Source organism: Streptomyces sp. NPDC048288 (assembly GCF_043201555.1).
In the GTDB taxonomy this organism is placed as follows: domain Bacteria; phylum Actinomycetota; class Actinomycetes; order Streptomycetales; family Streptomycetaceae; genus Streptomyces.
Window position 1 is genome coordinate 482,383 of record NZ_JBICZD010000002.1, and the last position, 25,659, is coordinate 508,041.

A 25,659-nucleotide genomic window follows, 5' to 3' on the forward strand; every position below is an offset into this window, starting at 1 on the left:
GACGGGGCAGTCGTGTTCTGGAACAGCTCTTGCCAGAGCCGTGCCCGTCGAGTGCTCCAGGAGATCGTCTTGATCTTCTGCCATTTGTGCTGGTGGGTGTGGCAGCCCGCACCTTCTCGATCTCGTGGGTCAGCCCTCGGAGGGACGCGGGGCGCGCAGGTGGGCCCGTTCCGTCAACTCCTCCTCGTCGACCAACCTGAGCATCGGTTGACCCGGAGCGCACAGCATGGTCACCACGAACTTGGTCGGCGCGTCCGACAGGGCGTTGCCGTCCTGGTAGTGGATCACGTCACCGCCCGGCTCCCAGAACGTTCCACCGGCCTCGACCACACGCTCTGGCTCACCCTCGAGCTCGAACCGGAGCGCGCCCTCCATCACGTAGCCGAACGACGGGCCCGAGTGGCGATGCGGAGGGAGCCCGGGGTGGCCGGGAGGCCAGTCGACGAGGATGGTCATTCCCGAACCTCCTTCGGGAAAGAAGGGCGGAGTCACTTCCTGTAGCAACTTGACTTCGGGGGGCAAGGACACTTCGTGGGCGGTCCCGTGCTCTGGGTTCTTCGCTGACATGTGCTACACCTCCGTAAGCCTGCCTCGGAGTACGGTCATGCGTCGGCCACCGCATCCCGGACCGGAGGACGCAATCCTTCGGCGGCGACCAAGTTCGCCGGTTCCGGGCTCGCACAACCGGCTTCGCGACGAGGACAAGCCACAGCCTGCATCCGTGACAGGCCGTGTGCCTTCTGCCCTGCCCAAACGGTCTCCAGACCACCCTGCCTTCCACCGGCGGCCGCCACAATCCGGGAGCCGGCGGCATCGAGACCGCATCGCACCATCAGGCCGTCCGATCCCGGAGCGGTTCGGGGCGGCTCGGGCGTCGGTCAGCGCTGAGGCCGGCGGAGTCTCAATGGCCCAGTCAAGCCGACGGAGCGCCGTCCACGAGTGGTAGACGACGCCCTTGTCCTGCGGAGAGGCTTTGAGGTGCGGCCTCATCCTTGTCAGGCCGATCACGGGGACTCAGCGACGTCCACCAACTCGCCCTGGGCCTCGGCAAACCGTCCGGTGAGGTTCGGCGCTGATCGCTGATCGCTGATGTGCGTGCCTGCTGGTGTCAGCCGCTGATGTCAGCCGCGGCACGTGGCCTCGACACATGCGCCCCGCCTTGCCGTACCGCCGCCCCTCGGAAACCCTGATCACCTCCGACATCTGGGGCCTGCCCGACACCCAACGCCCCACCCCCATCGTCCTGTTCATCGACGAAGTCGCCGAACTCTTCCTCACCGCCACCCACAAGGACGAAGACCGCCGCGACGAGATGGTCACCCGGCTCGGCCGCGCCGCCGGCATCTACCTCCATCGCCCCGAGACACCCGGCCTCGCCGTCACAGGCGACACCTCCGGCGGCTGGTCCCGCATCCGCACCCCCTCCGGCACACGGGGCACACGCTGTCCACCCGATCGGGGGCCATGCTCAAGAACACCATTGGTCCGGGCCGGGCAGTCCTCCAAGAAGGCGGCGCCGATCTATCAGCACTCCGACGACGAGCGGTGGGAGGAGGTCACCGCCGGGCTGGCCGCCACGGTCCGTAAGGTGTGCGGGCCGCTGCCGTGCAGAGAGCGCCCGACAGGCCTTCTGGCACGGATCTGGCACGCGACAACTGATCATCGTGGACAGCAAAAAGGCCCAGGCCTATGACCTGGGGTTTCACTCTGGAGCGGGTGACGAGAACCGAACTCGCGCTCTCAGCTTGGGAAGCGACGGCGCTTGGTGCGCCGCATCGCTGCTGACCTGGTCGCCTGCTCTTTTGGGCACGCAATGGGCACGAGGCCGCGAGGAGGGCACTGTCGTGCCGACACCACCTGCGTGATCTCGGGGTTTCGGCAAGTCGCGGTGCAGATGAGTGCATGGCATTGCAGTCGCGCATGCCCACCGTTGCTCGGTCGCGATCCCGGAGATCACAAAAATTAGGCTCGCCCCCACAGACTCCGACTGGATACAGGGTTGGCGAGCATCCGCGCGGGTCGGAATCCGGACGGGCGGCTTGATGTCTTCGCCAAGGGCGCCGACGGCGCGGTCTGGCAATCTGGCAGAAGGCACCCACCGGCACCTGGCGCGAGGCATGGAACTGGCTGGGCGGCGCGCTGCGCAGCTGCCGCCCGCACGTGCCCGAGCACCTCACCGACCTCGACGACGGACTGCGTACGATGCAGGGCGTCGCTCCGGGATATGCCTGTCCCTCGAACCGCTTCTTCGCCCAGGCCGGCTTCGATGCCGTACTCCACCCCCGGGTCGCTGACGACGTGGTGGCGTCGGAGCGCGCTGTGCCCGTCACGGGCACTTGGCCGGGGCCGGCGGATTCGGATCGGGTGGCCCGGTCGCGGCGTAGCCCGGCCCGTCGGCTGTGACCCAGCTCTCATCTCCCTCGTGCAGCAGATGAAGGGGTTTCCCCGTCGAGGAGGGGTGACAGGAAGGGAGGAGCGTGTGGATCTGGCAACCGAGTGGAAGCTGGGCGCCGAGCGCGGCGGGACCGAGTCGATGGACATGGACTTTCCCGCTTTCGTCGCCGCCCGGTCCGCCGCCCTGTTCCGCGGCGCCCTCGTCTTGACGGGGAGCCGCGAGGCCGCGGAAGACCTGCTCCAGGAAACCCTGGAACGGACCTGCCGCAAGTGGCGCACGATCGCCGCCAAGGACGCCCCCGACGCCTATGTGCGGCGGATCATGGTGAACCTGGCGAACGACCGCTGGCGAAGATTCCGCCGCACGACCCCGCACCCCGACAGCGGCGGCGACCGGGCCGCTCCGGGGGACGAGTACGGGCAGATAGACAGCAGGGACCAGCTCGTTCGCGCTCTTCAGCAGTTGCCGATGCGTATGCGCACGGTCGTGGTCCTGCGGTACTTCCACGATCTGTCGGACGCGGAGATCGCGGCCGATCTGAACATCTCGGCGAGTACCGTACGGTCCCAGCTCGCCCGTGGGATCGAGAAGCTGAGAAGCCAGTTCCCCGCGCTCTCCGGCCCTTCACCGCAGCGGCCCACGGAAGGAAACCGATGACTTCACACGATGCACGGCCTTCCGGCCGTACCGGTTACACATCCTTCGAAGAGGAACTGGTGAACGCCATGAACGAATTCGCGAACTCCGCCGACGTGCCGTCCGTCGACACCGTCGGCATCGTGCGCAAGACCCGCCGCCGGCGCGTCACGGCCATCGCGAGTCTCGCAGCCGCCCTGATCGTGGCCGGCGGCGGCACTGCCCTGGCCACCGCCGTCACCAACGGCTCCCACGCCACGAAGCCCGCCGCCGCGACCGCCACGAGCACCGCGACCGGCAACGACGCCACCAACGTGCTGCTGAAGGGCAGCAAGTTCCCGCTTGAGTTCGCGGGCCTCGACCTGGAATTCGCCAAGCAACTGCTGCTGAAGGGCCGGCTCGAACTCGGCACGGTCGGCAAGGTGGACTGCGGCAAGAACGGCAAGCCGGGCTCGGTCCACTCGGTCGACCCGCACAGCCCGAAGACCGTGTCCATCGGCGCCACCATCAACCTGACCCTCTGCGCCGGCTGATCCAGGACGCCCCGGCCGCGACGGTTCAGTGCTGGGTGCCGGCGGACCAGAGGGTGGTGCCCTGGTAGACCACGCTGCCCGAAGTACAGGTAGGCGCCGTCGTGCCCGGAAGTCACTGAACTCCAGACACCCCAGGTGTCCTTGTCGTACACGACGAGGTTGCCGTCGGTCTGCATCGTCATGGTGGTCCGGCTGGTCTGCCAGGACTCGCCCGGCATCAGCTGCTGGTCATGCCGCACGGTCAGCGTCGTCCATTCGGGCGAGGCGGATGCCGTCCCGGCCGGGTCCGGGGCCGCCGCCTTGCCCGTAGGGGCCGTCGTCCTCATCGTCTCGGCGCCGCGTCCGGCGGAAGAGGCGCTGGGTGACGGCGGCGCAGCGGTCCGGGTGGGTGAGGACGAGGAAGCCGCCGCGGCACGTGCCCGGTGCGGGGACGGTGATGTCGAGGCAGCGGAGGTCGCGTACGGCTCGGCGATCGCTGTGCCGCTGGCCCCCGCACGGGGCTTCGTGTCGACGGCGGAGTCCGCGTCGAAGGCCGCGCGGGTGGCCAGCCCCGCGGTCACGAGGACGGCGGTCCCGGCGAGTTCTGACCTGCGGATACGCTGCCCTAGATGCTGTTTGCGGGGACTGGTTTCGCACCGCTGTCTACCGTGGTTGTCCGGTCTTGTGGGCACGCTATGGGCACGCCCCTGCAGGGCGGACGCCGGTGCGACTCTTCACTCACATCCGCACAACCAGTTGACCGTCAGTCGGAGGAGAGTGGCAGGCGCAGCGTGAAGACGGTCTCCGTGTTCGGGGTGCTGGTCACCGAGACCGTGCCGCCGTGGGCCTCGGTGAGCTGGCGGACGATGGCCAGGCCCAGGCCGCTTCCGCCGGTCTGGCGGCTGCGGGACTTGTCGGCGCGCCAGAAGCGGTCGAAGACGCGGGGCAGGTCGTCGGCGGCGATACCGGTGCCGGTGTCGGCGACCTCGATCAGGACCTGGTCGCCGGCCCGGCGGCAGCGCAGGGTGACGGCGCCTCCGGGAGGGGTGTGCCGGATGGCGTTGGACAGCAGGTTGCCGATGGTCTGGCGCAGGCGCACGGGGTCCGCCGTGAGGGTGGGGTCGCCCTCGGTACGGGTGATGAGCGTGACGTCGGCGGTTTCGACGCGGCCGCGGTGGGCGGCGGTCACCTGGTCGAGGAGTTCGCGCAGCCGTACCGGTTCGGGGTGCAGCCGGAACCGGCCCGCGTCGGCCTGCGCCAGGTGCTGGAGGTCGTCGACGATGTGCTGGAGCAGCAGGGCCTCCTCCAGCAGGGAGGCGACGAACGCCTCGTCGGAGGCGGCCAGGCCGTCCTGGGCCGCTTCCAGCCAGCTGCGGATCGTACTGAGCGGGGTGCGCAGTTCATGCGCGACATCGCTGACCATCGCCCTGCGCTGGACCTCCACGCGCTCGCGGCGCTCCGCCAGGTCGTTGAAGGCGGCGGCCAGATGACCGATCTCGTCGTTGGTGGTCACCGGTACCCGCAGATGGTGCTGGGCCGGGCGGCGGGCGGCGTCGGTCAGGGCGCGCAGGGGTCGGACCAGCCGGATGCCGACCATGACGGTGACGGCCACGGTGAGGACGAGGACGAGCGCGGCGATCCCGGCGACCCGCACCGTGTTGGCCGACGAGAGGTCGAAGCCGGCCGCGGCCGGCGTTCCGGCCGGGGTGGCGACGAACAACAGCGCGGGCTGGGCGACATACGGGGCGAGCTGCTCGCGGCGGGCGGTGTCGACGCACCGCTGGACGGCCTCGCCGCCCTTCCCGACGGGAGTGAAACTGAGATCGACCACCGCGGGGCCCATGTTCTGCCGTTTCAGACAGCCGGCGACCAGGGTGTTGAGCCGGTCGAGCGCCCGCTTCTCGGTCGTGGTCGGATCGTCGAGCACGTACAGGCCGCACACCTCGCCGGCCTTCCGCTGGGTGCTGTTGTCACCGGAGAGGACGAGGGAGGGCCTGCCGCTCGGCTCTTCGGTGACTCCGGCGGGGAAACCGGCGCCGCGCATGCAGGACTGCAACTTGAGCACTTGGAACCGCAGTTCCTTGCGCTCGGCTCCTGGCAGTCGGTACGGGCCGACCGCGCGCGGGTCGATGCCGTCCGCCTTGACGCCGGGCAGCAGTGCCGGATCGGCGCGCAGCGGATCGATCAGTGCCGAGGCCCTGGTGGGGAGGGTGGTCGCGGTGCCGGACGCGGCGATGGGCCGACGGTCCTGGGTGGTCAGGGTGATGTGGCGCCCGGTGCGCCCGGTCAGCCGCTTCAGAGTGGGTGTCACCCCGGACCAGTCGGTGTGGCCGGCGGCGTAGCCGATGAGGGTGTCGTAGATCTGGGCGTCGTCGGCGAGGACCTGGCCCTGCTCCTGCTGGATGGCGCTGGTGGTGGTGCGCGCGGCGAGCCAGGCGGTGGCCGCGACCGAGCACACGGCGATGGTGATCGACGCGACCAGCAGCCGGACCAGCAGACTCCGCCGCAACGGCAGCCGTTCCCCGGTGACTTCGGGTCCCTCAGTGTCCACGGCGGCCGTCGGCGAGACGGTAACCGACTCCGAACACCGTCTGGAGATAGACCGGTTGCCGGGGTACGGGCTCGATCTTCTTACGGAGGTTCAGAATGTGTACGTCGATGGTGCGTTCGGTGATGTAACGGTCGTCCCCGCGCGTGCGGGCCAGCAACTGGCGCCGGGTGAAGACCCGTTCCGGTTCGGCGGCCATCGCCGCGAGGACGTCGAACTCGCCCGGAGTGCAGGTCACTTGCCGGCCATCGATCTCGACGACATGGCGCACGGGGTCGACGGCGAGGGCGCCGACCCGCAGCACCGGGTCGCTCGCGGCGACGCCGGACGCCCGGGTCCGTCGTAGCAACGTCCGTATCCGGGCCATCAGTTCGCGTGGACTGTAGGGCTTCGTCAGGTAGTCGTCGGCGCCGAGGTCCAGGCCGAGCAGCAGGTCCTCCTCGGTGCTGCGGGCGGTCAGCATCAGCACCGGCAGGTCGCTCTCGCGACGCAGGACGCGGCATACGTCCAGACCGTCGACGACCGGCATCATCACGTCGAGGACCAGCAGGTCGGGCCGGTGGCGGCGGACCTCGTCGAGCGCCGCGCGTCCGTCGTGCACGAGCAGGGCGGTGTGCCCCTCCCGCTCCAGGTAGCGGCGGATCACCTCGGCCTGTTTGGTGTCGTCCTCGGCCACGAGGACACGGGCGTTCATGGGGGCCAGAGTAGGGGCGCCGAGATCGGGTCAGACGGCATTCTGACCGCGCTCTGACAGGATCGTCATAACTACGGGCCATGGTCTGCGCCATGTTGAACCTCTTCAATCGAGCGGCGGTGTTCACCTCCGTCGGCGCGGTCGGCCTGCTCGTCCTCACCGCCTGCGGGGGCGCCGGCGGCGGCGACGCGGACAGGAGCGGCAAGGGCGAGGTCGCCTCGCTCGACTCCCCGGCGGCGGGCGGTGGTTCGGCGAGCGCGAGCGCCGAACCCGACGCGGGCCGGCCGCAGATCCGGCTGGACAGCACCAACGCGGAAGTCAATCGGATGTACGACGCCTGGCTCGCGTGTCTGAAGGAGCACGGGGCGGCGGAGAAGTACAAGCGCAAGCCGAACGATCCCGCGGTGCTGGCCTGCAAGGGCAAGGAACCCCTCGATCCGCCGGAGCTGGACCCGGCCAAGAACCCGGACTACGCCGACGACACCCGCGCGATGGTCAAGTGCATGAAGGGTCACGGCATCAAGGCCCTGGTCGTGGACGGGCAGTGGGGCCTGGAGACCGGGGACGAGATCAACCGCCCCCACTACAACGACTACGTGATCGACTGCCAAGTGAAGGCCTTCGGTGGAGACAAGTGACGTGGGGATCAGTGACGCGGGGATCAGCGACGCGGGGATCAGCGACGACACCGCGGCCGCCCATCCGGCGGGCAGACGGCGGGTGACGGCTGGCAGACGGCGGGTGGTCATCGGGGCGGTGGCACTGGCGGTCGTCGTGGCGGGCGCGTTGACCGCGGCCGCGTGGCAGAACCGCGACGCGAAGCCGCACACCGCGGGCGGCGGCGCCGTGCGGGTCGCGACCGCCGTCGTGACCAGGAGCGACCTCTCCAACACCCAGACACTGGACGGGACCCTCGGATACGGCCGGACGACCACGGTGAAGGGCTCCAAGGCCGGCCTGATCACCTGGCTGCCTGCTGCGGGGACCACGATGCGGCGGGGCGAGCCGCTGTACCGGGTGGACAACGTGCCGGTGCCGGTCTTCTACGGCGGCACGCCGCTGTACCGGACCCTGGAGGCCAGGGGCACCACCGGGCCGGACGTCCGGACGGTGGCCGACAACCTCAAGGCACTCGGCTACGACATCGGCGTACAGCCCCCGGTGGGCACGTGGATCACCCCGCAGCCCGTGACGCAGTTGACGCCGGTGACGCCGGTGACTCCAACGACGCCGGACACCACCGGGAGCCTGCCGAGTGCATCGCCCTCCTCCTCAAGCGGCACCCCTTCCCCCGCCCCAGTCCAGGTCAAACGCGGCGACGGCGTCCTGACCGCCGGCCTCGTCGCCGCCGTCAAGCGGTGGCAGACCGCGGTCGGCATGCCGGCCACCGGTGTGCTGGGCGTGGGTGACGTGACCGTGCTGTCCGGTGCCGTACGGGTCGACGGCGTACAGGCGCAGCTCGCCGACGCGGCCGACGGGACTCTGATGACGGTCACCTCCACCGTCAAGTCGGTGACCGTCTCGGTGGACCCGTCCGAGGTGGGCTCGATGCGGCGCGGCGACACGGTGACGGTGAGCCTGCCCGACGCCTCCACGACCCGGGGCACCATCGCGTCCATCGGCGCCACCGTCCGCACCAGCGACGCGTCCAGCGGCGACGATGCCTCCGGGCAGCCCCGGATGACCGTCGGCATCACCCTGCGCGACACCGCGGCGGTGCGCGGACTCACCTCCGCACCGGTACAGGTGAAGTTCGCCTCGGAGACCCGCAAGGGCGTGCTCACCGTGCCCGTCGGCGCCCTGCTGGCGCTGCGCGAGGGCGGCTACGCGGTCCAGCTGCCCGGGGGCCGTCTGGTGGCGGTGAAGACCGGGATGTTCTCCAAGGGCGTGGTCGAGATCAGCGGCGCCGGCATCGGCGCCGGGACCAAGGTGGTGACGACCTCATGAGCGCGCGCCCCGTGCTGGCGGTGCGCGGCGCGAGCATGGTGTATCCCGGCGGGGTCACGGCGCTCCACGACGTCTCGCTCGCCGTCGAGCAGGGCGAACTGCTCGGCATCGTCGGCCCGTCCGGGTCCGGCAAATCGACCCTGCTGAACATCATGGGCACGTTGGACCGGCCGACCAGCGGCACCGTGGAGATCGGCGGCCAGGACGTCGCGCGGCTCTCCGACCGCAGGCTGTCGGCGCTGCGGGGGCGTCGACTCGGCTTCGTGTTCCAGCAGTTCCATCTCACCGACGGGCTGAGCGCCGCCGAGAACGTCGCCACCGGTCTGCTGTACGCCGGGGTGCCGCGCGGCAGGCGCCGCTCGCTGGCCCTGGAGGCGCTGGACCGGGTGGGGCTGGCCCACCGTGCCCGGCATCTGCCGCAGCAGCTCTCCGGCGGTGAGCGGCAGCGGGTGGCCATCGCCCGCGCGCTCGTCAACCGGCCCGTCCTGGTGCTCGCGGACGAGCCCACGGGGGCACTGGACACCGCCAACGGCGTGGCCGTACTGGATCTGCTGACCGCGTTGAACCGCGAGGGGACCACCATCGCGGTCATCACCCACGACCGGGACATCGCGGCCCAGTTGCCCCGCCGGGTGGAGATCCGCGACGGCCGCCTGCGCTCCGACATCCGCACCGACGCCCCCGCCCGTACGGAAAGCTGGTCATGACCATCACATCGACGCGGCACGCCGCCGACCGTCCCGGCGGCGGGGTCGCCGACAGCAGGCCGGTGCGGCTGGCACCGCTGGACGTCCTGGGCCTGGGGCTGCTGGGCATCCGGACCCGCAAGGTCCGGGCGGCCCTGTCCGCGCTGGGCATCTCGATCGGCATCGCCACCCTGATCGTCGTCACCGGGATCCCGGCGTCCAGTCAGAAGGCCCTGATGGAGAGGCTCTCCGCGCTGGGCACCAACATGCTCCAGGCCGTGCCCGCCCGCCAGGACCCACCGGTGCTGCTGCCGCCGGAATCGGTGGCCATGGCCCGCCGGATCGGGCCGGTCACGGTGGCCAGCGCGGTCGCCAACACCCATACGGACGTCTTCCGCAACGACCGCCTCGGCGCCGACGACTACACGGGGCTGACCGTCCTGGCCACCAAGCTCGACCTGCTCCGGGCGATCAACGCCGAGGTCGGCTCGGGCCGGTTCCTCACCGCGGACACGGAAAGGTTCCCCACGGCCGTCCTCGGCTCGGTCGCCGCCTCCCGTCTCGGCATCCCGAAGATCACCGCCGGGCAGCCAGCCCCGCAGATCTACATCGACCGCCGCTGGTTCACCGTCATCGGCATCCTGGACGAGACCCCCCTCGCACCGGACATCGACCGCTCGGTCCTGGTCGGCTGGGACGCCGCGCGCACCCTGCTGAAGTTCGACGGCCACCCCACGGTGATCTACCTGAAGGCCGAGGAGTCGCAGATCGAGGCCGTACGCGAGGTGCTGCCCGCCACCATCAACCCCGAACTGCCCGGCGTGGTCCAGGTCAGCCGCCCGTCCGACGCACTGGCCGCCAAACGGGCCACCGAGAGCACCTTCTCCGCCCTCTTCCTGGGACTCGCCGGGGTCGCCCTCCTCGTCGGCGGCATCGGAGTGGCCAACACCATGGTCATCTCCGTCCTCGAACGCCGCCGGGAGATCGGCCTGCGCCGTGCCCTGGGCGCCAACCGGGGCCAGATACGCGCCCAGTTCCTCACCGAGTCGGTCGTCCTGTCCGCACTCGGCGGCCTGGCCGGCACCGCACTCGGCACCCTGGCCACCGTCGCCTACGCCGCCCATCAGCACTGGCCGCCGGTCGTCCCCCTCACCTCGCTCACCGCCGGGTTCGCCGGCGCGATCCTGATCGGCATGCTCGCCGGCGTCTACCCCTCCCTCCGCGCCGCCCGCCTGACCCCGACGGAAGCCCTCGCAACGACCTAGCCGATGGCTGTCCGGCGGATCATGCCGCAGACGCGGGGTCTGACACGGCGTTCAAAGTCGGCAGATTGCCCTCAAAACCCCAGCAAGTTCCTCGCCAGGTGCGGGTGCCGAGCGCCCCGGGGGCCATCCTCCTGATCTCCGGCCTGGCCCGGGCCTGCCGCGACCGCTTCGCCCCGGTGACGGTCACGTCGTACATCGGCGCCGCGTACTGGTTCACGTCGTCCACGTCGTTCGCGAACCCGGCGGTGACGATCGGCCGCATCTTCACGGACACCTTCGCCGGCATCGCACCCGGGTCGGTCGCTCCGTTCACGGCCGCACAGGCCGGCGGCGCGGCACTCGGCCTGGTGCTCGTGGCAGCGATCTTCGGCCGCCCGGCTCCCGCACAGCCCGACACACCGACAGTTCACGACGAGCCCGAACTCACCGCCCCCGCACTCCCCCGAACCACCCCCAGGAAGACGTCACCATGCCCAGCGCTCCCGCCGCCGACCGCCCCTCCGTCCTCTTCGTCTGCGTCCACAACGCCGGCCGCTCCCAGATGGCCGCCGCCTTCCTCACCCACCTCGCCGGAGACGCCGTGGAGGTCCGCTCGGCCGGCTCCGCCCCCGCGGACACGGTCAACCCCGCCGTCGTCGAGGCGATGAGCGAGGTCGGCATCGACGTCTCCGCCGAGACCCCCAAGATCCTGACCACCGAGGCCGTCCGGGCATCGGACGTGGTGATCACGATGGGCTGCGGCGACACCTGCCCCGTCTTCCCCGGCAAGACCTACCTGGACTGGAAGCTGGACGACCCCGCCGGGCAGGGCGTGGCCGCCGTACGCCCCATCCGCGACGAGATCGAGCACCGCATCCGCACCCTGCTCGCCGACCTCGATACGCAGGCCAGGGCCTGACACACCCCACCACGTGAACTCCGACTGTGCGCATGCGACTTCACGGGCACACCCGGTGTCTGTGGTGCGGGCCGGGTTTCCTCCGCGGTGCCACCAGCCGCATCCGACGCCCAGGAGACGGACGCGGACCGGTGGGGGGACAGGCCGCGCCCACGCCCACGCCCCAAGTCGTCCGCTCGCGTCATGGCGCCCCGCGGTGACGGACCTGACCGGTCTGGATATGACATAGCTCACTGGAACTCGCTCACGCCGACCGGCAGTTGGAGACGTGACCACAGATATGCGAACCCGGGTGCGAGACGGAGATCCGGACGCCTTCGCGGCACTCTTCGACGAGTGTGCCCGCGCGGTGTACAACCACGCCTTCCGGCTGACCGCCGACTGGTCGCTGGCCGAGGACGTCATGTCGACGACCTTCATGGAGGCGTGGCGCCGCCATGCCTCGGTCGAAGCCGAAGGGGGCTCGCTCCGGCCGTGGCTGCTGGGCATCGCCACCAACGTCGCCCGCTCCCACCACCGCAGCAACCGCCGCTACCGCAACGCGGCAAGCGCCGCGGCCGCCGCGAACGCCGCCGAGGAACAGGTCGAGGACCACGCCGAGGAGACCGCCGGACGCCTGGACGACCGGCGCAGGATCAACGCCACGCTGGCCGCCCTCAGCCTGCTCAAGCGCCCCGAGCGCGAGGTCCTGACGCTGTGCCTGTGCGAGGGGATGGAGTACGCCGAAGCGGCCCGCGCCCTCGGCATCCCGGTCGGCACCGTCCGCTCCCGCCTCTCCCGCGCCCGCGCTCGACTGCGCAAACTCGCCGACGCCCGACTGCTCGAAGAAAAACGGGAACCCACCCGCATGAACCGGCAGATAACAGGTGATCGCGGATACGCGGTCCGGTCCGCACAGGAAGGAAACCGATGAACGCCAGCCCCTCACACCAGCCTCACCCGGCTGAGTGGACGGAGACGCAGAGCCTGCTGCCCTCCGCCGAGCGGGATCTGCCGGCGGGCCGCCACCAGTTCCACAAGGAGCAGATGATGGCCCAGATCCACGAAGACCTCCGCACCGCCACTGCCACGCGCATCGCGCCCGTGAAGCGCCCCAACCCGTTCCTGCGCCGTACGGTCCTGCTGCCCGCCGGGGCCTTCGCCCTGGCCGGCGCGGTCGTGGGCGGTCTCGCCCTCACCGGCGGCGGGGCGGACGACGGCAAGACCGCGCTGGCCACCGGCCCCGCACTGACCACCCGGGTCGGTGTCGCCGACACCAAGGGCGCCCCCGAACTCCTCGACCGCATCTCCCTGGCCGCCGCCGACACCTCCGTGCCCACCCCGCACAAGGGCCAGTACATCTACATCACCTCGAAGGTGGCCGACACCTACGTCAAGACCGTCGACGACAAGTCCGAGGTGGTCAGCGACGCGTTGCACTCCCGCCAGGTCTGGAACTCCCTCGACGGCAAGGACGGCTGGCTGATCGAGGCCGGCCAGACGGGCGACAACGGCATCACCCTGGCGAGCGAAGTACCGTACAGCGGGGCCTACGACGCCCTGGCCGAGCTGCCGACCGACCCCGAGGCGCTGCTGCGGCAGATCTACCGTGAGTCGGACGCCCACCGGGACGCCGAAGTCCCGCGCGACCAGGCCGCTTTCGTCGCCATCGGCGATCTGCTGACCGAGAGCTACCCGCCCGCCGAGGTCGGCGCCGCGCTCTACAAGGCCGCGGCCGGGATCCCCGGCGTCGTCGCGGTGGACGACGCGGTCGACGCCACGGGCCGGCACGGAATCGCGATCGCGCGGGAGAACCCCGCCGACGGCGAGCGCACCGAGTGGATCTTCGACAAGAAGAGCCTGAGGTTCCTCGGCGAACGCACCGTGGTGGTCAAGGCCGTGGCGGACAGCCAGTTCAAGGTCGGCACCGTCACACACACCAGCGCGATCACCGAGCGCGCGGTCGTCGACGCCAACAAGCAGGTCCCCGGACAGGCGAGCTGAATACGGGACGGAACCGCGACCGCCGCCTCGCTGGGCGCCCTGCTGGTGGCAGGACTGATGACGGGCGTCTCGGTGGCGGCCACGGGCTCCGGTCTCGGCGTGCGGACGGAGCCGACGGCCGCGGTCGTGGCGCCGGGTGGCTCCGCGCTCGACACGCGGACCGCGGGCTCCACCTTCCCGGCGACCGGGTCGCTCTGGACACCCGGGGCCGGGTGAATGAGGCACGGCAGGCCCCGGGCCGTGAACATGCCCCGGGGTCCATGGGCGCCGACCGGGGCGCGGACCAGCGGAGACCATTCGGAGGCGTTGTGGTGGCGGCTGCCGGGGTCGCCCCGCACCCTGGCGCAGTGCAACGCCGTGCGCAGGTCGGCGGCTGAGCTCTGAGAGGACCGTGTGACCGCTAGGCCGCCAGCAACCGAGACACCGCCGACCCGGTACGACGACCTGCTCGCCCTGGTGATCAACTGCGCCCTCAAGCGCTCGCCGGAGACAAGCAACACCCAGGGGCTGATCGACCGAAGTACCACCATCATGGAGGCGCAGGGAGTGCACGTCGACGTCGTCCGCGCCGTGGACCACGACATCGCCACCGGGGTGTGGCCCGACACGACCGAGCACGGCCGGGCGACAACAAAGCGGGTGATCGAACGCCTCTACGCCTGCTCCAGCCTGCTCAACGAAGCGGGCCACTACGCCTATTACGGCCGCGTCGGCGACTGCCTGATCACCGGCAACGAGGACGGCGTCAAGCACTGCGCCATGAACGTCCTCTACAGCCTGCAACACCTGGGCTACACCATCCCGCCCCAGGCGGACGCCGGATGGATCGGCGAGGCCGGCCCCGGCCCCTCCTACCTCGACCCCGGCTCGGGCGGCCCGGAGAACGACTTCACCAACCGCAACACCACCTTCATGACCTGGAACCGCTGCACCTGGCCCGGGCGATGAAGGACCTCGGAGGCAAGCCGCGGACGGCTGCCCGGTTCGGCGCCACCCGGTGAATCGCGACGCGCCGCCGAAGAGCAGCCGGGATCCACCGCACGCACCGGCCTCGGCACCGCCCGGCGCATACGCGGGGAGCCCCGGGCGGCCCCGGGACTCCCCCTCCGTGGCCGCCGCTTCCCCACACCACGGAGCCGCCCACCTGTTCGGAGACGAGCAGAACGAGAGTGGCACGCTCAGCGGCGGGCATCCCGAGCTTCGCGTGCCTGGTCAGGATTTCGTAAGCGTTCCGGCGCCACCGCCGGGGGGAACGGCAGGCTGAGGGCTCGAACACCGTCACACCGTCGACAGACGCGGTGAAGCCGCAGGCCAGCGGCATCCTTCAGCGTACGAGAGCAGTCCCTGTGCGGCACCCGCCAAGCACTCCTGCCCTCCGCGTGCCCGATCTCCGTGCGCTCAACGGCTCGAAATCCGCCGGAGACCCCTCGAAAAACAGCAACCCCAGGCCACTGGCCTGGGGCTTCATGGTGGAGCGGGTGACGAGAATCGAACTCGCGCTCTCAGCTTGGAAAGCGACGGCGCTTGGGCGGGCTACATGGCTTTGACCTGCATGGAAACCTTCCCACTACTGTGGTCGCGAGGGCCGGATCACACCACTGTTGACCGTAGGTGTCCGTTCTTATGGGCATGCCGCGGGCACGGACACCACCAGCAGCCGGACCACATGTACGCGCGACGCCTGCGCCGCCCGAACCGCATCGTCACCCCGGCTTGCCCGAAGTGTCCGTCGCGACTGCACACGCCGGGATCCGGCACTGAAACGTGGACCCGCGAATGTTGGTGACGTATTCTTCTATGTACATCATCAACATATGCGGGAGATGCCACATGTCTGTGACTCAGATCGACATCGACGACGACGCACTGGAACGGGCCATGGCTCTGGCCAAGGTCAGGACCAAGAAGGAGGCGGTCAATCTCGCTCTGCACTTCTACGCCGAGCAGCAGGAGCGTGCGGCACGCATCAGCCGCCACTTCGAGCGTGCGCATGAGTGGGGTGCCGTCGAAGACGCCGAACGCCTGCACCAAGCGGAGAAGAACAACCGGTGATCTATCTTCTCGACACGTCCGGCCTGGTCCGGCTGCTCCGCGATCCCAAACTGCAAGCGGCCTGGCACGACGCGATCGACGCAGGAGCCATCACGTCCTGCTACGTCCAGCGCGCCGAGTTTCTCCACAGTGCCCGGAACGGACGCGAGTACGACGAGATTGCGGAGATGTTTACCGATCTCTACCCCGACGTCTCGGTGCCGAAGAACGCGGGACGCTGGATCGGCTCGGTGCAACACCGCATGGCCCGGGCCGGGGAACATCGCAGCGCCTCGGCGGTGGACCTCCTCATCGCCGCCACTGCTGCCCACCACGGCTTGGTCGTCCTCCACGACGATGCCGACTACCGCGCTGTCGCCCGGCACGCATCCGACCTGAGCGAGCACAACGTCCACGACATCGCCTGAGGTGCCTGCGCTGCCCGACAAGTTACGAATGGGGAAGTTTCCCGAATGGGTGACTTAATGCTCCCGCGCGATGTACCCCAGCTCGGCCAGACAGTGGTAGCGATGTTCCCCGATGTGCTGGTCGCGTCGGGCACGGAACACCCTGCCCGGGCACGGACGTCACGGGCCCGTATGGCGGCCGACTCTCCGCTCGATGATGTGCAGGTCACGCCCTGCCTGGTAGACGTGGGAGTTTCCGCTCGCGTGCGCCGAGAAGCGCACCAAGCCGATAGACGACTGCTCACCGGGAGGAAGGGACTCGCGAGCCTCGCGCAGAGCTCGCTCCAGGGCTGGTGCCGCGGAGGGGGCGGTCGCCAGGAGAAGCATCATCCGCCCTTGCCACTCGCCAGCCAACCTGTCCTCGGCCTCGTCTTCGCCCTCACGCGCGAGAACGACCTGCTCCCGCGTCTCGTCGAGAGCGGCCTCGATGTCCTCGGCGTCGGCTGGCCGGAAACGCCGCCACAGCGCGACAACCCGGTCGCGCGTCGCGCCCCACGCCTCTGTGGCCATCAGTGCGACCACGGTCGTGCCAGCGGTCTGCGCGAACCACACCAACTGCGGATCCATTCGCTCCCCCGATCGCAACGTTCCCCCTGCGGCAGGCATACGGCTGAACCCCCGAGCGCTCAGGGAAAGTCCTGTGACTTCTCTCCTCATCTTCGGTGTCTCACCTACAAGTTGACCTGACCACTCGGAGTGCGGTGCATGCGCCGTCTCCTCAGCTCGAGTGCCGAGCCACGGTCTCCCGCGGCCTCCAGCGATTCCTCCAACACCTCGAAAGCGTCGAGGCATTCGCGCCGCAGGTTCGCCGGAAGGGTGATGGGGAGTCTTGCATAGACCGCGAGCGCTTCATTGACCTTGTCCGGTACTCCACCCGGATTCCTCCGTCCTTCCACACGTATCAGGGCGGCTCCACAGAGGAAACGGACCAGCGCGACCTCCGAAGCCACGACACCGAGTGTGGCCCGGGGACGGATCAGGTCGGCCGCAAGGTCTGCCGCCGAGCATGCCTCGTCCCATTGCTCGGCTCCGCCCCGCGCGACTGCGAGGTTGTACGTTGCCACGGCCAGAGCGGGCCGGTAATCCTGACGGCCTCTGTCAACCCGGCGTTGGTCCAGCGCGACCAGTTCCTCGGCGATGGGTACCAGCTTCTTCCGATGTCCCAACTCCCGGTAGCGCGCGAAGAGGTAGTGGAGTTGGCCTTTCAGCATGGGTTCGAAGCGGTCGGGCACGATCATGGCGAGCTTCCTCTCGATCGCCGCGGATGCCTCCAGGGACGCGAGTGCCTCGTCCGTCCGGCCTGTTCTCCACAGGGCCCTGCCGAAGGTGTCCAGGGCATTGGCGAGTACTGGAGAGTGAACGGCTCCCTGGGCCTCGGCCAGGCGTCTGCGGAGGTTGAGGGACTCCTCCGCAGCCTCGAGAGCCAAGGCATCGTTGCGCCAAGCGGCGGCTGCTCGGCTGAGGGCCGCCAGCGCCGTGGCGAGTGCCCCGGTATGGGTGTTCGGATCGGTCTTGTCGAGGTCCCTCAGGATGCGGACTGCTTCGTCGGCGGGTGCCAGTGCCTCCGACGCCCTGTCCAGGTGCACGGCCAGGCAGTTTCCAACATTGCCGAGCGTGACGGCCAGCCGGAGTTCGAACTCGCCAGGGGCATGGCGAGCGAGGCTCCGATAGTGGGAGACCGCCTCCCGTACGGCATCCAGAGCAGCTTGATGCGCTCCGGTCAAGGAGAGGTATTCGGAGAGATTGGACAGAGCGCCGGCGAGATGGGCGCGACAGTCCTCCGCACCGTCTGCCATGAGCCGCCGGAGCAGAGCGACAGCCGCCGCACCGTAGTCGACGGCTTCCACATAACGGCCTGCCTCACCGAGCGCTCCGCACAACGCGGCGTTCACGAGCGCCCGTTGGTCGTCGGGGAAGAGGTGCGCCTTGTCCGACAGCCAGGTGAGGAGGGCGACGTAGCCGGCAACGAGGTCGACGGGACGACGCTCCGCGAGAAGCTCGCACAAGTCGAGTACCAGCTCGCCGTCGGGGTTGGGCAGTTCGGTGAGAGCGACGATCGCGGCGCTCCCCGCCTCCAGACAGATCTCGGGGTGTTCGCGTAACAGGGGGATGAGATGTTCGCGTGCGACATGGGGCCATCGCTTGGCCGTCTCGGCCAGTGTGGTGAGCGCCGTACGTGTCCAGGGGGTGCCGCCTGGTTTCAGGAGAAGACCGAGTGCCTGAGTGCTCCACAGGTCCGCCGGGAACGCGCAGTCGTGCCCCGGGGTCATCAGCGCCAGAAAGTCCTCGTTGAGCCGGTCCGGGTAGAGCGGTTCGAGCACGGAGTCCGCTCGGCTCGGTGCGTAGCACACAGCGTGGTCTTTGATGAGCCTTCCCGGATGCTCCAACAACTCGACGGGGGCAGCCTTGAGAGCTGCTGTCCCGTCCGCGTACGACAACGGCCCCGTCAGCGCCGCGATGTACATGACCTGGGACATCGCGTTCGGGTCGGCCTTGAGCAGGCCACGTTCGTGCAGGCGCGCCCAATGGTCTCGCTCGCGTGCCAGGAGATAGGCCGAGAGCTTGTCGGGGTCGTCGGGCGCGGTGCTGTCCTGCACGGCCGCGAGGACGTTGGCGAGGGCGGACATGTGCAACGTCAGGACTTGATCGTAGGCGTTGTTGTCCTGAAGGCCGGAAGGAAAGCTGGAAAGGGGTGCGGCGGGGGCCTCAAGAACGGCGGCGAATTGCCGGACGGCCCCGGAGAAGAGAGACGCTCGGTCCGACGGCCGGCCAACGAGAGGTTCGAGCCGGAACGCTTCTGGCACCATGTCGAAATTTCTGACGACACGAGATTCGAGCATCTGCCACCACGTACCCGCCGACCGTGCCAGCAGCAATATCAGCACCGGCGCTGTTTCGGGGAAGGACATGTCGTGGATGAGCCGGAGCAGATTATCGGTCTCCCACTCCTGAGCGTAGTCGACCACGATCAGCGACCCTGAGGTGGTTCCAACCGGCGCGATCTCCGGTGCGGGACCAGTCGAGAAGGACGTTCGCGGGACCGCATGAAAGGCATTCCCCCCTTCCTGCCGCCATATGCGGGCGGCCTGAGCGGCCAACCGCGTCTTGCCCTGCCCCCCTGGCCCATGAATGAGCCGTAACGCGACATGCGGGAGTCCTCGACAGCTGTCCCGCCAAGAGAGCAGGGCGTCCAATTCGGCCTCCCGGCCGACGAACTCGACGATCTCATGCCGGGCTCGGAGCAACCGACTGGGCTGAGCGCGCGCCTCCTCGGCCGATGGTGTCTGCGAGGGCGGCGGCCACATCCTGAGCTCGTACGGCGCGCTCTCACCGTGCATCACCACATCTCCGCCTGCTTGCACGATGCGCGCGAAGTCCGAGGCCGATGCGTACTGCTCCACTGCAACACTCCGGGGGCGAGGGGGAGATCCGCAGATGTCACGGCATCCCTGGGCGCTGAGCACGGTACCCGTAAGTGAGTGGCTCAGTGGTGGCCTATTTCCCCAGTGTGGAGCGCGGCGCAAGGCTCAAGCAGCCGGCGATCTCCCGCACCCGTCTCCACTCTGTGGCCTTTAAGGCCGGACATGCCTTGCCCAAACGGTCCGGCGCAACGCTAAGGGACACGACCGTTTGCGAGGTCTGGTCCTCGTGGGCAACAGACGGCCGCGCCGAATGCGCGGAGGGCTTCTGGTGCGGTGCCTTCACCTACCGGTCTAGACAACAAAGAACCCCCGGGTCATCGACCTGGGGGTTTCTGCTGGAGCGGGTGACGAGAATCGAACTCGCGCTCTCAGCTTGGGAAGCTGATGTTCTACCATTAAACTACACCCGCGTAAGACGCCGACGGGGTCGGTGTCTGAACGCTCGCTCACTGTACCTCATGGTGGACCTTCGGTGCTGGGACCGTGGGGTTCGGCTGTGTTTCGGGGGTGTGATCGGGCTGCGGTGGGCCGGAGTTGGGGCGTACGGTGGGGATGTGGGAGAGGGTCCGGGTGGGCCGGAGTGCCGCCTGGAGAGCCGTCCCTTTGATCCCGTAATGTGGCTTTCCGTCGTCACGGCAGTAAGCCCGACGCGGCTCCTGGGGAAGGGACTCAAGGGACTTGATGGAACGCACCGTCGTCCGCTGTGCCGAAGGGCACGTGTTCAGCACCGCTTCGTTCCCGATGCAGCAGGCCGAGCGGCTCGGCCCCGGCCGGCTGGTCCGGTGTCCGAAGTGCGCCCGGCTTCGCAGTGTCGTGCCGGTCGCGCTCGAGAAGCATGAGCCGGCATAGATCGGCCTAGAGCGGCTTAGCGGCAGAGGCACGGCAGAAGTAGTAGCAGTAGGAAATCGCAGTCACGCAGGCGCGTGGGCTCGTCACGATTGTTGTGGGTCCGCGCGCCTTGCGTATCCTCGGGGCGTGCTTCTCTCAGACAAGGACATCCGGGCCGAGATCGACGCCGGGCGGGTACGGATCGATCCCTACGACGAATCCATGGTGCAGCCGTCGAGCATCGACGTGCGGCTGGACCGGTTCTTCCGGGTGTTCGAGAACCACCGGTACCCGCACATCGACCCCTCCGTCGAGCAGCCGGACCTGACCCGGCTGGTGGAGCCGGAGGGCGACGAGCCCTTCATCCTCCACCCCGGTGAGTTCGTGCTCGCGTCGACGTACGAGGTCATCTCGCTTCCCGACGATCTCGCCTCGCGGCTGGAGGGGAAGTCCTCGCTCGGGCGGCTCGGGCTCGTCACCCACTCCACCGCCGGGTTCATCGACCCGGGGTTCAGCGGGCACGTGACCCTGGAGCTCTCCAATCTCGCGACCCTTCCCATCAAGCTGTGGCCGGGCATGAAGATCGGGCAGCTGTGCATGTTCCGGCTCTCCTCCCCCGCCGAGCACTCCTACGGCAGCGAGCGCTACGGCTCCCGCTACCAGGGGCAGCGCGGTCCCACCGCCTCCCGCTCCTTCCTCAATTTCCATCGGACGCAGGTGTGAGGGGCCGGGCATGAGCGATGACGTACGGGAGAACCTGACCTACGAGCGGTTCGGCGTCGCCGTACGGGAGCTCGCGCAGGTCATCGCCGACGACGGGTACGAGCCGGACATAGTGCTCTCCATCGCGCGCGGCGGGGTGTTCGTCGCCGGCGGGCTCGCCTACGCCCTCGACTGCAAGAACCTGCATCTGGTGAACGTCGAGTTCTACACCGGGGTGGGGACGACCCTCGACATGCCGGTCATGCTCGCGCCCGTCCCCAACGCCATCGACTTCAGCGACAAGAAGGTGCTGATCACCGACGACGTCGCCGACACCGGCAAGACACTCAAGCTCGTCCGCGACTTCTGTCTGGACACGGTCGCCGAGGTGCGGTCCGCCGTGATCTATGAGAAGTCCCACTCCCTCGTGAAGTGCGAGTACGTGTGGAAGCGGACCGACGACTGGATCAACTTCCCGTGGAGTGTCGAACCGCCCGTGGTGAAGCGGACCGGGCAGGTTCTGGACGCGTGAGGTAGGTGCGCGGGGACACGAGAAGGGCCCCCGGCCGGGCAGCCGGGGGCCCTTCTCGTGTCGGCGGTGCGGGTGGTCAGAGCGTGCCGAGTTTCACGATCGACAGCAGGGCGATCAGCTGGATCGCCGACGCGCCCAGGGCCTTCGGCCAGGGCAGGTCGTGGGACTTGCCGACCATGAGGGTGAGCAGGGCGCCCGCCGCGATCCAGGTGACCCAGCCGAGGATCTGGACGAAGCCCGCGTCGCCGCCGAAGAACATCGCGAAGAGGAGCCGCGGCGCGTCGGTGATCGACATGATCAGCATGGAGAGGCCGACCGTGGGCTGCCAGGCGCCGTCGCCGCCCAGCTGACGGGCGAGGGTGTGGGTCACCACACCGAGCACGAACGCGGAGATCACCATCGCGATCGCCGTCACCAGGACGATCGGCACCGCGTTGGTGAGGGTGGCGTTGATCGCGTCCTTGCGGGCGCCGTCGAAGCCGAAGACGGCGAGCAGGCCGTAGAGGAAGGTGACGATGAGGGCGGGGGCCCACATCGCGTAGTCCCGCATCTGGAGGAAGGTCTGGTTCGGGGCGAGCACGATCCCCCGCAGCAGGTCCTTCCAGTGCAGGCGCGGCCCGATCGGACCGGACGGCGCCGCCGCCGAGCCGGCGTGGTAGGTCGCGCCCTGCGTGTAGGCGCCGGCCTCGTCGACCGAGAAGGCCTGGGTGTGGCCCGGCTGGTTCGCCGCGTACGGGTCGGGGCCGCCGGCGCCGTATCCGCCGCCGTAGCCGTGGTCGTCGCCGAAGTACTCCGGGCCGTCGCCGCCGCCCTGTCCCGGGTGGCCGCCGCGCGACTGCGCCTGCGGCCAGCCGGACGCGCCGCCCTGCTGCGGGTACGGCGGCCGCGGGGCCGACGGGTACCCGTACGACGGTCCGGCCGGCTGCCCGCCGAAGCTCTGCGGCGGCGCCTGCTGCCCGTACGCGGGTTGTTGCGGTCGCGCTTGCGGGGTCCGGTTGTCCCGGCCGCCGCGTCCGTTCCTGAATCCAGCCACGTCATCGAACGTACCTGGTCCCGGAGATCCGTGTGGCGGGCTCGGGCACCCGAGCCCGCCATTGCGGCAGAGCTGTGACATCCCCTAGGGGCCCCCTAGGGGCTCCTCAGGAGACGTCACAGGGCATCACGGAGCGTCTCAGGGCCGCCGCTTCGTGCGGGTCACCGCGCGAACAGGGAGCCCAGCTGCGACCCGGTGCCCGGCAGGCCGGCCTGCGCCGCGGTGAAGCTCACCGCGCCCGTCGTCGTCAGGCCCGAGGCGGAGCCGCGCAGGGCCCATACGGCGCCCCGTCCGCCGTTCTCGTGCCGGGCGCCGACCGCCAGATCGGCGCGACCGTCGCCGTCGAGGTCGGCCAGGTGGACGGCGCTGCCCCAGAAGTCGTCGGTCTCGTTGAGGTCGGGGACGCCGGGGGTGTTCTGGGTCCAGCGGGTCGCGCCCTCGCCCGTGAGGCCGGCGGCGGAGCCGCGCAGCAGCGTGACGGTGCCGGTCTGCGGGGACGTGGTGACCCCTTCGTAGGGCGTGCCGACCGCCACGTCCGCGTAGCCGTCGCCGTCGACGTCGCCGACGGAGAGCGCGGCGCCGAAGGAGGAGGTGCCCGGTGCCCGGGTGGCGCCGGGGACGCCGGGGCTGTCCTGGGTGAGGGACGCCTGCGGGGTGGGGCTCACGCCGTGGGCGCCGCCCAGGTAGGCGAGGACCCGGCCCGGCCCGACCTTGTCGCCGTAGACGAGGACGTCGGAGGTGACGATGTCGTCGTAGCCGTCCCCGTTGACGTCGCCGAGGACCGCCCGCTGCTTGCCGCCGTCCACCAGCATCCGCAGCGCCCTCGGCCGGGAGTCCGCGCCCAGGTACACCAGGTTGCCGTCGACGTACTCGCCGCTCCCGGTCTGGAACCTGCCGCTGATCACCAGGTCGTCGACGCCGTTGCCGTTGATGTCGCCCGCGGCCAGCGACCGGGAGCCGTAGCTTTCGCCGGTGGCCAGGGAGGGCACCACCCAGGTGCGGGACGCGGCTCCGTGGGTCTTGGTGAAGCCGCCCCGGAAGATCTGCACGTCGGCGCCGGTGCTGCCGACGGCCAGGTCGGCCCGGCCGTCCGCGGTGAAGTCGCCGACGGCCAGGGACATGCCGAAGCGCTGGTGGGAGGAGGCGGCCGGGTCGGGGACGGTACGGCCCCCGGACAGGCCCTTGCCGCTCCCCCAGAGGATCGTCACCGCCCCGGCGCCGCCGTTCTCGCCCGCGGCGCCGACGACCAGGTCCGCGTAGCCGTCCCGGTTCAGGTCCCCGGAGGCGAGCGCCGAGCCGAACGCGTCGCCCTTCTCTGCGGTGCCGGGGACGGCCGCCGAGTTCTGGGTGACGACCGTGCGACGGGAGGCCTTGATGCCGGACGCGGAGCCGTAGGTGACGACCACGGCACCGGCCCGCGCCCGGCCGCCGACCGTGGCGCCGGGGGCGGCGGTGGCGAGGTCGTGGTAGCCGTCGCCGTTGAAGTCGTCCGCGTAGCGGGCGGGCGCGGCGGAGGCGGGGGCGGTGAGCGGGACGAGGCCCGCGGTGAGGAGTGCGGCGAGGGTCGCCGCCGTACGGACGCGCATGGTCAGCCCTCCAGTACGTCGCCGAAGTAGGCGGTGCCGGACGGACCGCCCAGGGTGGTGCCGGTGAAGGTCTTGGAGCCGCTTGCCGTGACGCCGGCGGTGGTGGACTTGAAGAGCCAGACGGCGCCGGCGCCGCGGCCCTCGCCGTAGGCGCCCGCGACCAGTTCGGCACGGCCGTCGCGGTTGGCGTCGGTGAGACGGACCGAGGAGCCGAAGAAGTCCTGGGACTGGGCGGTGCCGGGCACGCCCGCGGTGTCCTGGGAGAAGAGCTTGGCGCCGCTGCCGGTCAGGCCGCTCGCCGAGCCGCGCAGCACGGTGACCGTGCCCGCCTGCTTCTTCGTGCCGAGCGTCTCGGCGTAGGCGCCGACGGCGATGTCCGCGTACCCGTCGCCGTTGACGTCCCCGGCGGACAGGCTCCAGCCGAAGCCGTCGTTCTTCTCGCCCTTCTCCGGGACGCCCGCCGTGTCCTGGGTGATGCGGACCGGCGTACGGCTGCTGAGGCCGCCGGCCGCGCCGTACGTCACGGTGACCGCGCCGCCGAGGCCGCCGTTGGGCTCGTCGGCCGACTTCTCCATGAAGTTGCCGGTGACGATGTCGCCGTACCCGTCCTTGTTGACGTCGGCGATGACCGCGTCGTAGCCGCCCGCGAGCTTCTTGCCGAGCTTGAGGGTGCCGCCGGTGGCGCCGGTCCCGGTGTAGAGGACGCTGCGGGTGCGGTAGCCGCCGGAGGAGGTCTCCTCCTGGCCCATGACCAGCAGGTCGGTCTTCCCGTCGGCGTTGACGTCGCCCGCGATCAGCTTGTCGGAGTAGATCGTGGTCTGGTCGACGGTGTCGATGCCGACCAGGGCGGCCGCCTTGCCCTTGCGGGTGAAGGGGCCGCGGAAGATGTTCAGGGACGGCGTGGAGTTGTTGCCGACGGCCAGGTCGGTGTGGCCGTCGCCGTCGAAGTCGCCCGCGGCGAGCGCCCAGCCGAGTTCGTTGCGGTACCTCGGCAGCGGGGAGGAGAGGTTGCTGGCGCCCTTGAGGCCGCTCGCGCCGCCCCAGAGCACGGTGACGTTGCCGTAGGAGTCGGTGGAGCCGATCCGCTCGCTGTGCACGCCCACGACCAGGTCGGTGTAGCCGTCGCCGTCCAGGTCGCCGGAGGTGAGCCGGTCACCGAAGTAGTCGCCGGAGGCCGGGTTGCCGGGGACGCCGGTGGTGGCCTGGCTGATGATCTGGCGCTTGGTGGTGTCGAGGCCGCTCTTGGTGCCGTAGACGACCGCCACGTAGCCGGCGCCGGACTTGCCGGAGACCTTGGCGATGGGCGCGGCGATCGCGAGGTCGCGGTAGCCGTCGCCGTTGAAGTCCCCGGACAGGCCCGAGGGGGCGGCGGAGGCGGTGGCGGCGGGCAGGGCGGTGAGCAGGCCGGTGGTGAGGGCCGTGGCGAGGAGCAGGGTGGTGCGCTTGTGCATGGATTTCCCCCGTGAGGCAGTGAGACGACGTGACATCCGGTGT

The 25,659-nt window shown here is 69.9% G+C and carries 23 protein-coding genes, 1 tRNA gene and 3 pseudogenes; 18 read left to right on the top strand and 9 right to left on the bottom strand.

The genetic code is table 11. The features are described 5' to 3' along the window. Window positions 1-129 precede the first annotated feature (129 nt). A complete protein-coding gene (locus ACGFZS_RS08490) occupies window positions 130-567 on the bottom strand; it encodes a cupin domain-containing protein (RefSeq protein ID WP_393794464.1) in 438 nt (145 codons plus the stop codon). Between the two features lie 622 nt (window positions 568-1,189). On the opposite strand from ACGFZS_RS08490, the pseudogene ACGFZS_RS08495 reads away from it, so the two are divergent. The 3 genes and pseudogenes from ACGFZS_RS08495 to ACGFZS_RS08505 all read left to right on the top strand — a co-directional run. Beyond that, window positions 1,190-1,423: pseudogene (locus tag ACGFZS_RS08495) on the top strand (conjugal transfer protein TraS); the annotation flags it as partial. Between the two features lie 1,056 nt (window positions 1,424-2,479). Beyond that, complete coding sequence (locus ACGFZS_RS08500; protein ID WP_393794465.1) at window positions 2,480-3,052, top strand: SigE family RNA polymerase sigma factor; 573 nt, start codon at window positions 2,480-2,482, stop codon at window positions 3,050-3,052. Between the two features lie 68 nt (window positions 3,053-3,120). Continuing rightward, the gene (locus ACGFZS_RS08505) at window positions 3,121-3,564 is read left to right on the top strand and encodes a hypothetical protein (RefSeq protein WP_393794466.1); all 444 of its coding nucleotides are present in this window, start codon (window positions 3,121-3,123) and stop codon (window positions 3,562-3,564) included. 742 nt (window positions 3,565-4,306) lie between these two features. Here ACGFZS_RS08505 and ACGFZS_RS08510 read toward each other — a convergent pair. Further along, window positions 4,307-6,094 carry an ATP-binding protein gene (locus ACGFZS_RS08510; RefSeq protein ID WP_393794467.1) on the bottom strand — a complete coding sequence of 596 codons (1,788 nt, stop codon included), beginning with the start codon at window positions 6,092-6,094 and terminating at the stop codon, window positions 4,307-4,309. After that, window positions 6,084-6,785 (bottom strand): response regulator transcription factor, encoded by a 702-nt coding sequence (locus ACGFZS_RS08515; RefSeq protein WP_393794468.1) that lies wholly within the window; start codon window positions 6,783-6,785, stop codon window positions 6,084-6,086. The genes ACGFZS_RS08510 and ACGFZS_RS08515 overlap by 11 nt, the downstream gene beginning before the upstream one ends. Before the next feature lie 92 nt (window positions 6,786-6,877). On the opposite strand from ACGFZS_RS08515, the gene ACGFZS_RS08520 reads away from it, so the two are divergent. From ACGFZS_RS08520 to ACGFZS_RS08575, 12 genes and pseudogenes are all read left to right on the top strand, one after another. Then, on the top strand, window positions 6,878-7,423 hold the full coding sequence (locus ACGFZS_RS08520) for a hypothetical protein (protein ID WP_393794469.1): 546 nt from the start codon (window positions 6,878-6,880) through the stop codon (window positions 7,421-7,423). A gap of 1 nt (window position 7,424) precedes the next feature. After that, complete coding sequence (locus ACGFZS_RS08525) at window positions 7,425-8,732, top strand: hypothetical protein (RefSeq protein ID WP_393794470.1); 1,308 nt, start codon at window positions 7,425-7,427, stop codon at window positions 8,730-8,732. Further along, window positions 8,729-9,439: an ABC transporter ATP-binding protein gene (locus tag ACGFZS_RS08530; RefSeq protein WP_393794471.1), complete on the top strand. Its 711-nt coding sequence runs from the start codon at window positions 8,729-8,731 to the stop codon at window positions 9,437-9,439. Before ACGFZS_RS08525 ends, ACGFZS_RS08530 begins: the two co-directional genes overlap by 4 nt. Next, the gene (locus ACGFZS_RS08535; protein ID WP_393794472.1) at window positions 9,436-10,683 is read left to right on the top strand and encodes an ABC transporter permease; all 1,248 of its coding nucleotides are present in this window, start codon (window positions 9,436-9,438) and stop codon (window positions 10,681-10,683) included. Before ACGFZS_RS08530 ends, ACGFZS_RS08535 begins: the two co-directional genes overlap by 4 nt. 104 nt (window positions 10,684-10,787) lie before the next feature. Next, window positions 10,788-11,075: pseudogene (locus ACGFZS_RS08540) on the top strand (hypothetical protein); the annotation flags it as partial. A gap of 77 nt (window positions 11,076-11,152) precedes the next feature. Beyond that, window positions 11,153-11,581, top strand: coding sequence for an arsenate reductase ArsC (locus ACGFZS_RS08545; protein ID WP_393794473.1), 429 nt, complete (start codon window positions 11,153-11,155; stop codon window positions 11,579-11,581). Window positions 11,582-11,849: 268 nt separating this feature from the next. Continuing rightward, window positions 11,850-12,494 (top strand): RNA polymerase sigma factor, encoded by a 645-nt coding sequence (locus tag ACGFZS_RS08550; protein WP_393794474.1) that lies wholly within the window; start codon window positions 11,850-11,852, stop codon window positions 12,492-12,494. Continuing rightward, the gene (locus ACGFZS_RS08555; RefSeq protein ID WP_393794475.1) at window positions 12,491-13,564 is read left to right on the top strand and encodes a CU044_5270 family protein; all 1,074 of its coding nucleotides are present in this window, start codon (window positions 12,491-12,493) and stop codon (window positions 13,562-13,564) included. The genes ACGFZS_RS08550 and ACGFZS_RS08555 overlap by 4 nt, the downstream gene beginning before the upstream one ends. 57 nt (window positions 13,565-13,621) lie before the next feature. After that, a complete protein-coding gene (locus tag ACGFZS_RS08560; protein WP_393794476.1) occupies window positions 13,622-13,780 on the top strand; it encodes a hypothetical protein in 159 nt (52 codons plus the stop codon). 177 nt (window positions 13,781-13,957) lie between these two features. Further along, a pseudogene (locus ACGFZS_RS08565) lies at window positions 13,958-14,532 on the top strand (flavodoxin family protein); the annotation flags it as partial. An 862-nt stretch (window positions 14,533-15,394) separates the two neighbouring features. Further along, window positions 15,395-15,616 (top strand): type II toxin-antitoxin system VapB family antitoxin, encoded by a 222-nt coding sequence (locus ACGFZS_RS08570; protein WP_393794477.1) that lies wholly within the window; start codon window positions 15,395-15,397, stop codon window positions 15,614-15,616. Then, window positions 15,613-16,023, top strand: coding sequence for a PIN domain-containing protein (locus ACGFZS_RS08575; RefSeq protein ID WP_393794478.1), 411 nt, complete (start codon window positions 15,613-15,615; stop codon window positions 16,021-16,023). The genes ACGFZS_RS08570 and ACGFZS_RS08575 overlap by 4 nt, the downstream gene beginning before the upstream one ends. Window positions 16,024-16,182: 159 nt before the next feature. Here the strand turns inward: ACGFZS_RS08575 and ACGFZS_RS08580 are convergent, their stop codons facing one another. From ACGFZS_RS08580 to ACGFZS_RS08590, 3 genes are all read right to left on the bottom strand, one after another. Beyond that, on the bottom strand, window positions 16,183-16,629 hold the full coding sequence (locus ACGFZS_RS08580; protein ID WP_393794479.1) for a hypothetical protein: 447 nt from the start codon (window positions 16,627-16,629) through the stop codon (window positions 16,183-16,185). A 104-nt stretch (window positions 16,630-16,733) separates the two neighbouring features. After that, window positions 16,734-19,463: a hypothetical protein gene (locus ACGFZS_RS08585; protein ID WP_393794480.1), complete on the bottom strand. Its 2,730-nt coding sequence runs from the start codon at window positions 19,461-19,463 to the stop codon at window positions 16,734-16,736. A gap of 357 nt (window positions 19,464-19,820) precedes the next feature. Further along, a tRNA-Gly gene (locus tag ACGFZS_RS08590) sits at window positions 19,821-19,894 on the bottom strand. Window positions 19,895-20,165: 271 nt separating this feature from the next. On the opposite strand from ACGFZS_RS08590, the gene ACGFZS_RS08595 reads away from it, so the two are divergent. From ACGFZS_RS08595 to ACGFZS_RS08605, 3 genes are all read left to right on the top strand, one after another. After that, complete coding sequence (locus ACGFZS_RS08595; protein ID WP_355710238.1) at window positions 20,166-20,333, top strand: hypothetical protein; 168 nt, start codon at window positions 20,166-20,168, stop codon at window positions 20,331-20,333. 126 nt (window positions 20,334-20,459) lie between these two features. After that, window positions 20,460-21,035, top strand: a complete 576-nt coding sequence (dcd, locus tag ACGFZS_RS08600; RefSeq protein WP_355710236.1) for a dCTP deaminase — start codon at window positions 20,460-20,462, stop codon at window positions 21,033-21,035. A gap of 10 nt (window positions 21,036-21,045) precedes the next feature. Further along, the gene (locus tag ACGFZS_RS08605; protein ID WP_393794481.1) at window positions 21,046-21,546 is read left to right on the top strand and encodes a phosphoribosyltransferase; all 501 of its coding nucleotides are present in this window, start codon (window positions 21,046-21,048) and stop codon (window positions 21,544-21,546) included. A 76-nt stretch (window positions 21,547-21,622) separates the two neighbouring features. Here ACGFZS_RS08605 and ACGFZS_RS08610 read toward each other — a convergent pair whose 3' ends face one another. The 3 genes from ACGFZS_RS08610 to ACGFZS_RS08620 all read right to left on the bottom strand — a co-directional run bounded on the left by ACGFZS_RS08610 (window position 21,623) and on the right by ACGFZS_RS08620 (window position 25,616). Further along, a complete protein-coding gene (locus ACGFZS_RS08610; RefSeq protein WP_393794482.1) occupies window positions 21,623-22,660 on the bottom strand; it encodes a Yip1 family protein in 1,038 nt (345 codons plus the stop codon). Window positions 22,661-22,740: 80 nt separating this feature from the next. Continuing rightward, the gene (locus tag ACGFZS_RS08615; RefSeq protein ID WP_393794483.1) at window positions 22,741-24,165 is read right to left on the bottom strand and encodes an FG-GAP and VCBS repeat-containing protein; all 1,425 of its coding nucleotides are present in this window, start codon (window positions 24,163-24,165) and stop codon (window positions 22,741-22,743) included. 2 nt (window positions 24,166-24,167) lie between these two features. Beyond that, the gene (locus tag ACGFZS_RS08620) at window positions 24,168-25,616 is read right to left on the bottom strand and encodes an FG-GAP-like repeat-containing protein (protein WP_393794484.1); all 1,449 of its coding nucleotides are present in this window, start codon (window positions 25,614-25,616) and stop codon (window positions 24,168-24,170) included. Between the last annotated feature and the right edge of the window lie 43 nt (window positions 25,617-25,659).

Excerpts from the sequence above, each read along its gene's own strand:
- ACGFZS_RS08520 (WP_393794469.1), top strand. The coding sequence starts at position 6,878 with ATGTTGAACCTCTTCAATCGAGCGGCGGTGTTCACCTCCGTCGGCGCG.
- ACGFZS_RS08555 (WP_393794475.1), top strand. The coding sequence starts at position 12,491 with ATGAACGCCAGCCCCTCACACCAGCCTCACCCGGCTGAGTGGACGGAG.
- ACGFZS_RS08560 (WP_393794476.1), top strand. The coding sequence starts at position 13,622 with ATGACGGGCGTCTCGGTGGCGGCCACGGGCTCCGGTCTCGGCGTGCGG.
- ACGFZS_RS08490 (WP_393794464.1), bottom strand. The coding sequence starts at position 567 with ATGTCAGCGAAGAACCCAGAGCACGGGACCGCCCACGAAGTGTCCTTG.
- ACGFZS_RS08530 (WP_393794471.1), top strand. The coding sequence starts at position 8,729 with ATGAGCGCGCGCCCCGTGCTGGCGGTGCGCGGCGCGAGCATGGTGTAT.
- ACGFZS_RS08535 (WP_393794472.1), top strand. The coding sequence starts at position 9,436 with ATGACCATCACATCGACGCGGCACGCCGCCGACCGTCCCGGCGGCGGG.
- ACGFZS_RS08620 (WP_393794484.1), bottom strand. The coding sequence starts at position 25,616 with ATGCACAAGCGCACCACCCTGCTCCTCGCCACGGCCCTCACCACCGGC.
- ACGFZS_RS08570 (WP_393794477.1), top strand. The coding sequence starts at position 15,395 with ATGTCTGTGACTCAGATCGACATCGACGACGACGCACTGGAACGGGCC.
- ACGFZS_RS08515 (WP_393794468.1), bottom strand. The coding sequence starts at position 6,785 with ATGAACGCCCGTGTCCTCGTGGCCGAGGACGACACCAAACAGGCCGAG.
- ACGFZS_RS08580 (WP_393794479.1), bottom strand. The coding sequence starts at position 16,629 with ATGGATCCGCAGTTGGTGTGGTTCGCGCAGACCGCTGGCACGACCGTG.
- ACGFZS_RS08615 (WP_393794483.1), bottom strand. The coding sequence starts at position 24,165 with ATGCGCGTCCGTACGGCGGCGACCCTCGCCGCACTCCTCACCGCGGGC.
- ACGFZS_RS08595 (WP_355710238.1), top strand. The coding sequence starts at position 20,166 with ATGGAACGCACCGTCGTCCGCTGTGCCGAAGGGCACGTGTTCAGCACC.
- ACGFZS_RS08605 (WP_393794481.1), top strand. The coding sequence starts at position 21,046 with ATGAGCGATGACGTACGGGAGAACCTGACCTACGAGCGGTTCGGCGTC.
- ACGFZS_RS08610 (WP_393794482.1), bottom strand. The coding sequence starts at position 22,660 with ATGTCACAGCTCTGCCGCAATGGCGGGCTCGGGTGCCCGAGCCCGCCA.
- ACGFZS_RS08505 (WP_393794466.1), top strand. The coding sequence starts at position 3,121 with ATGAACGAATTCGCGAACTCCGCCGACGTGCCGTCCGTCGACACCGTC.
- ACGFZS_RS08545 (WP_393794473.1), top strand. The coding sequence starts at position 11,153 with ATGCCCAGCGCTCCCGCCGCCGACCGCCCCTCCGTCCTCTTCGTCTGC.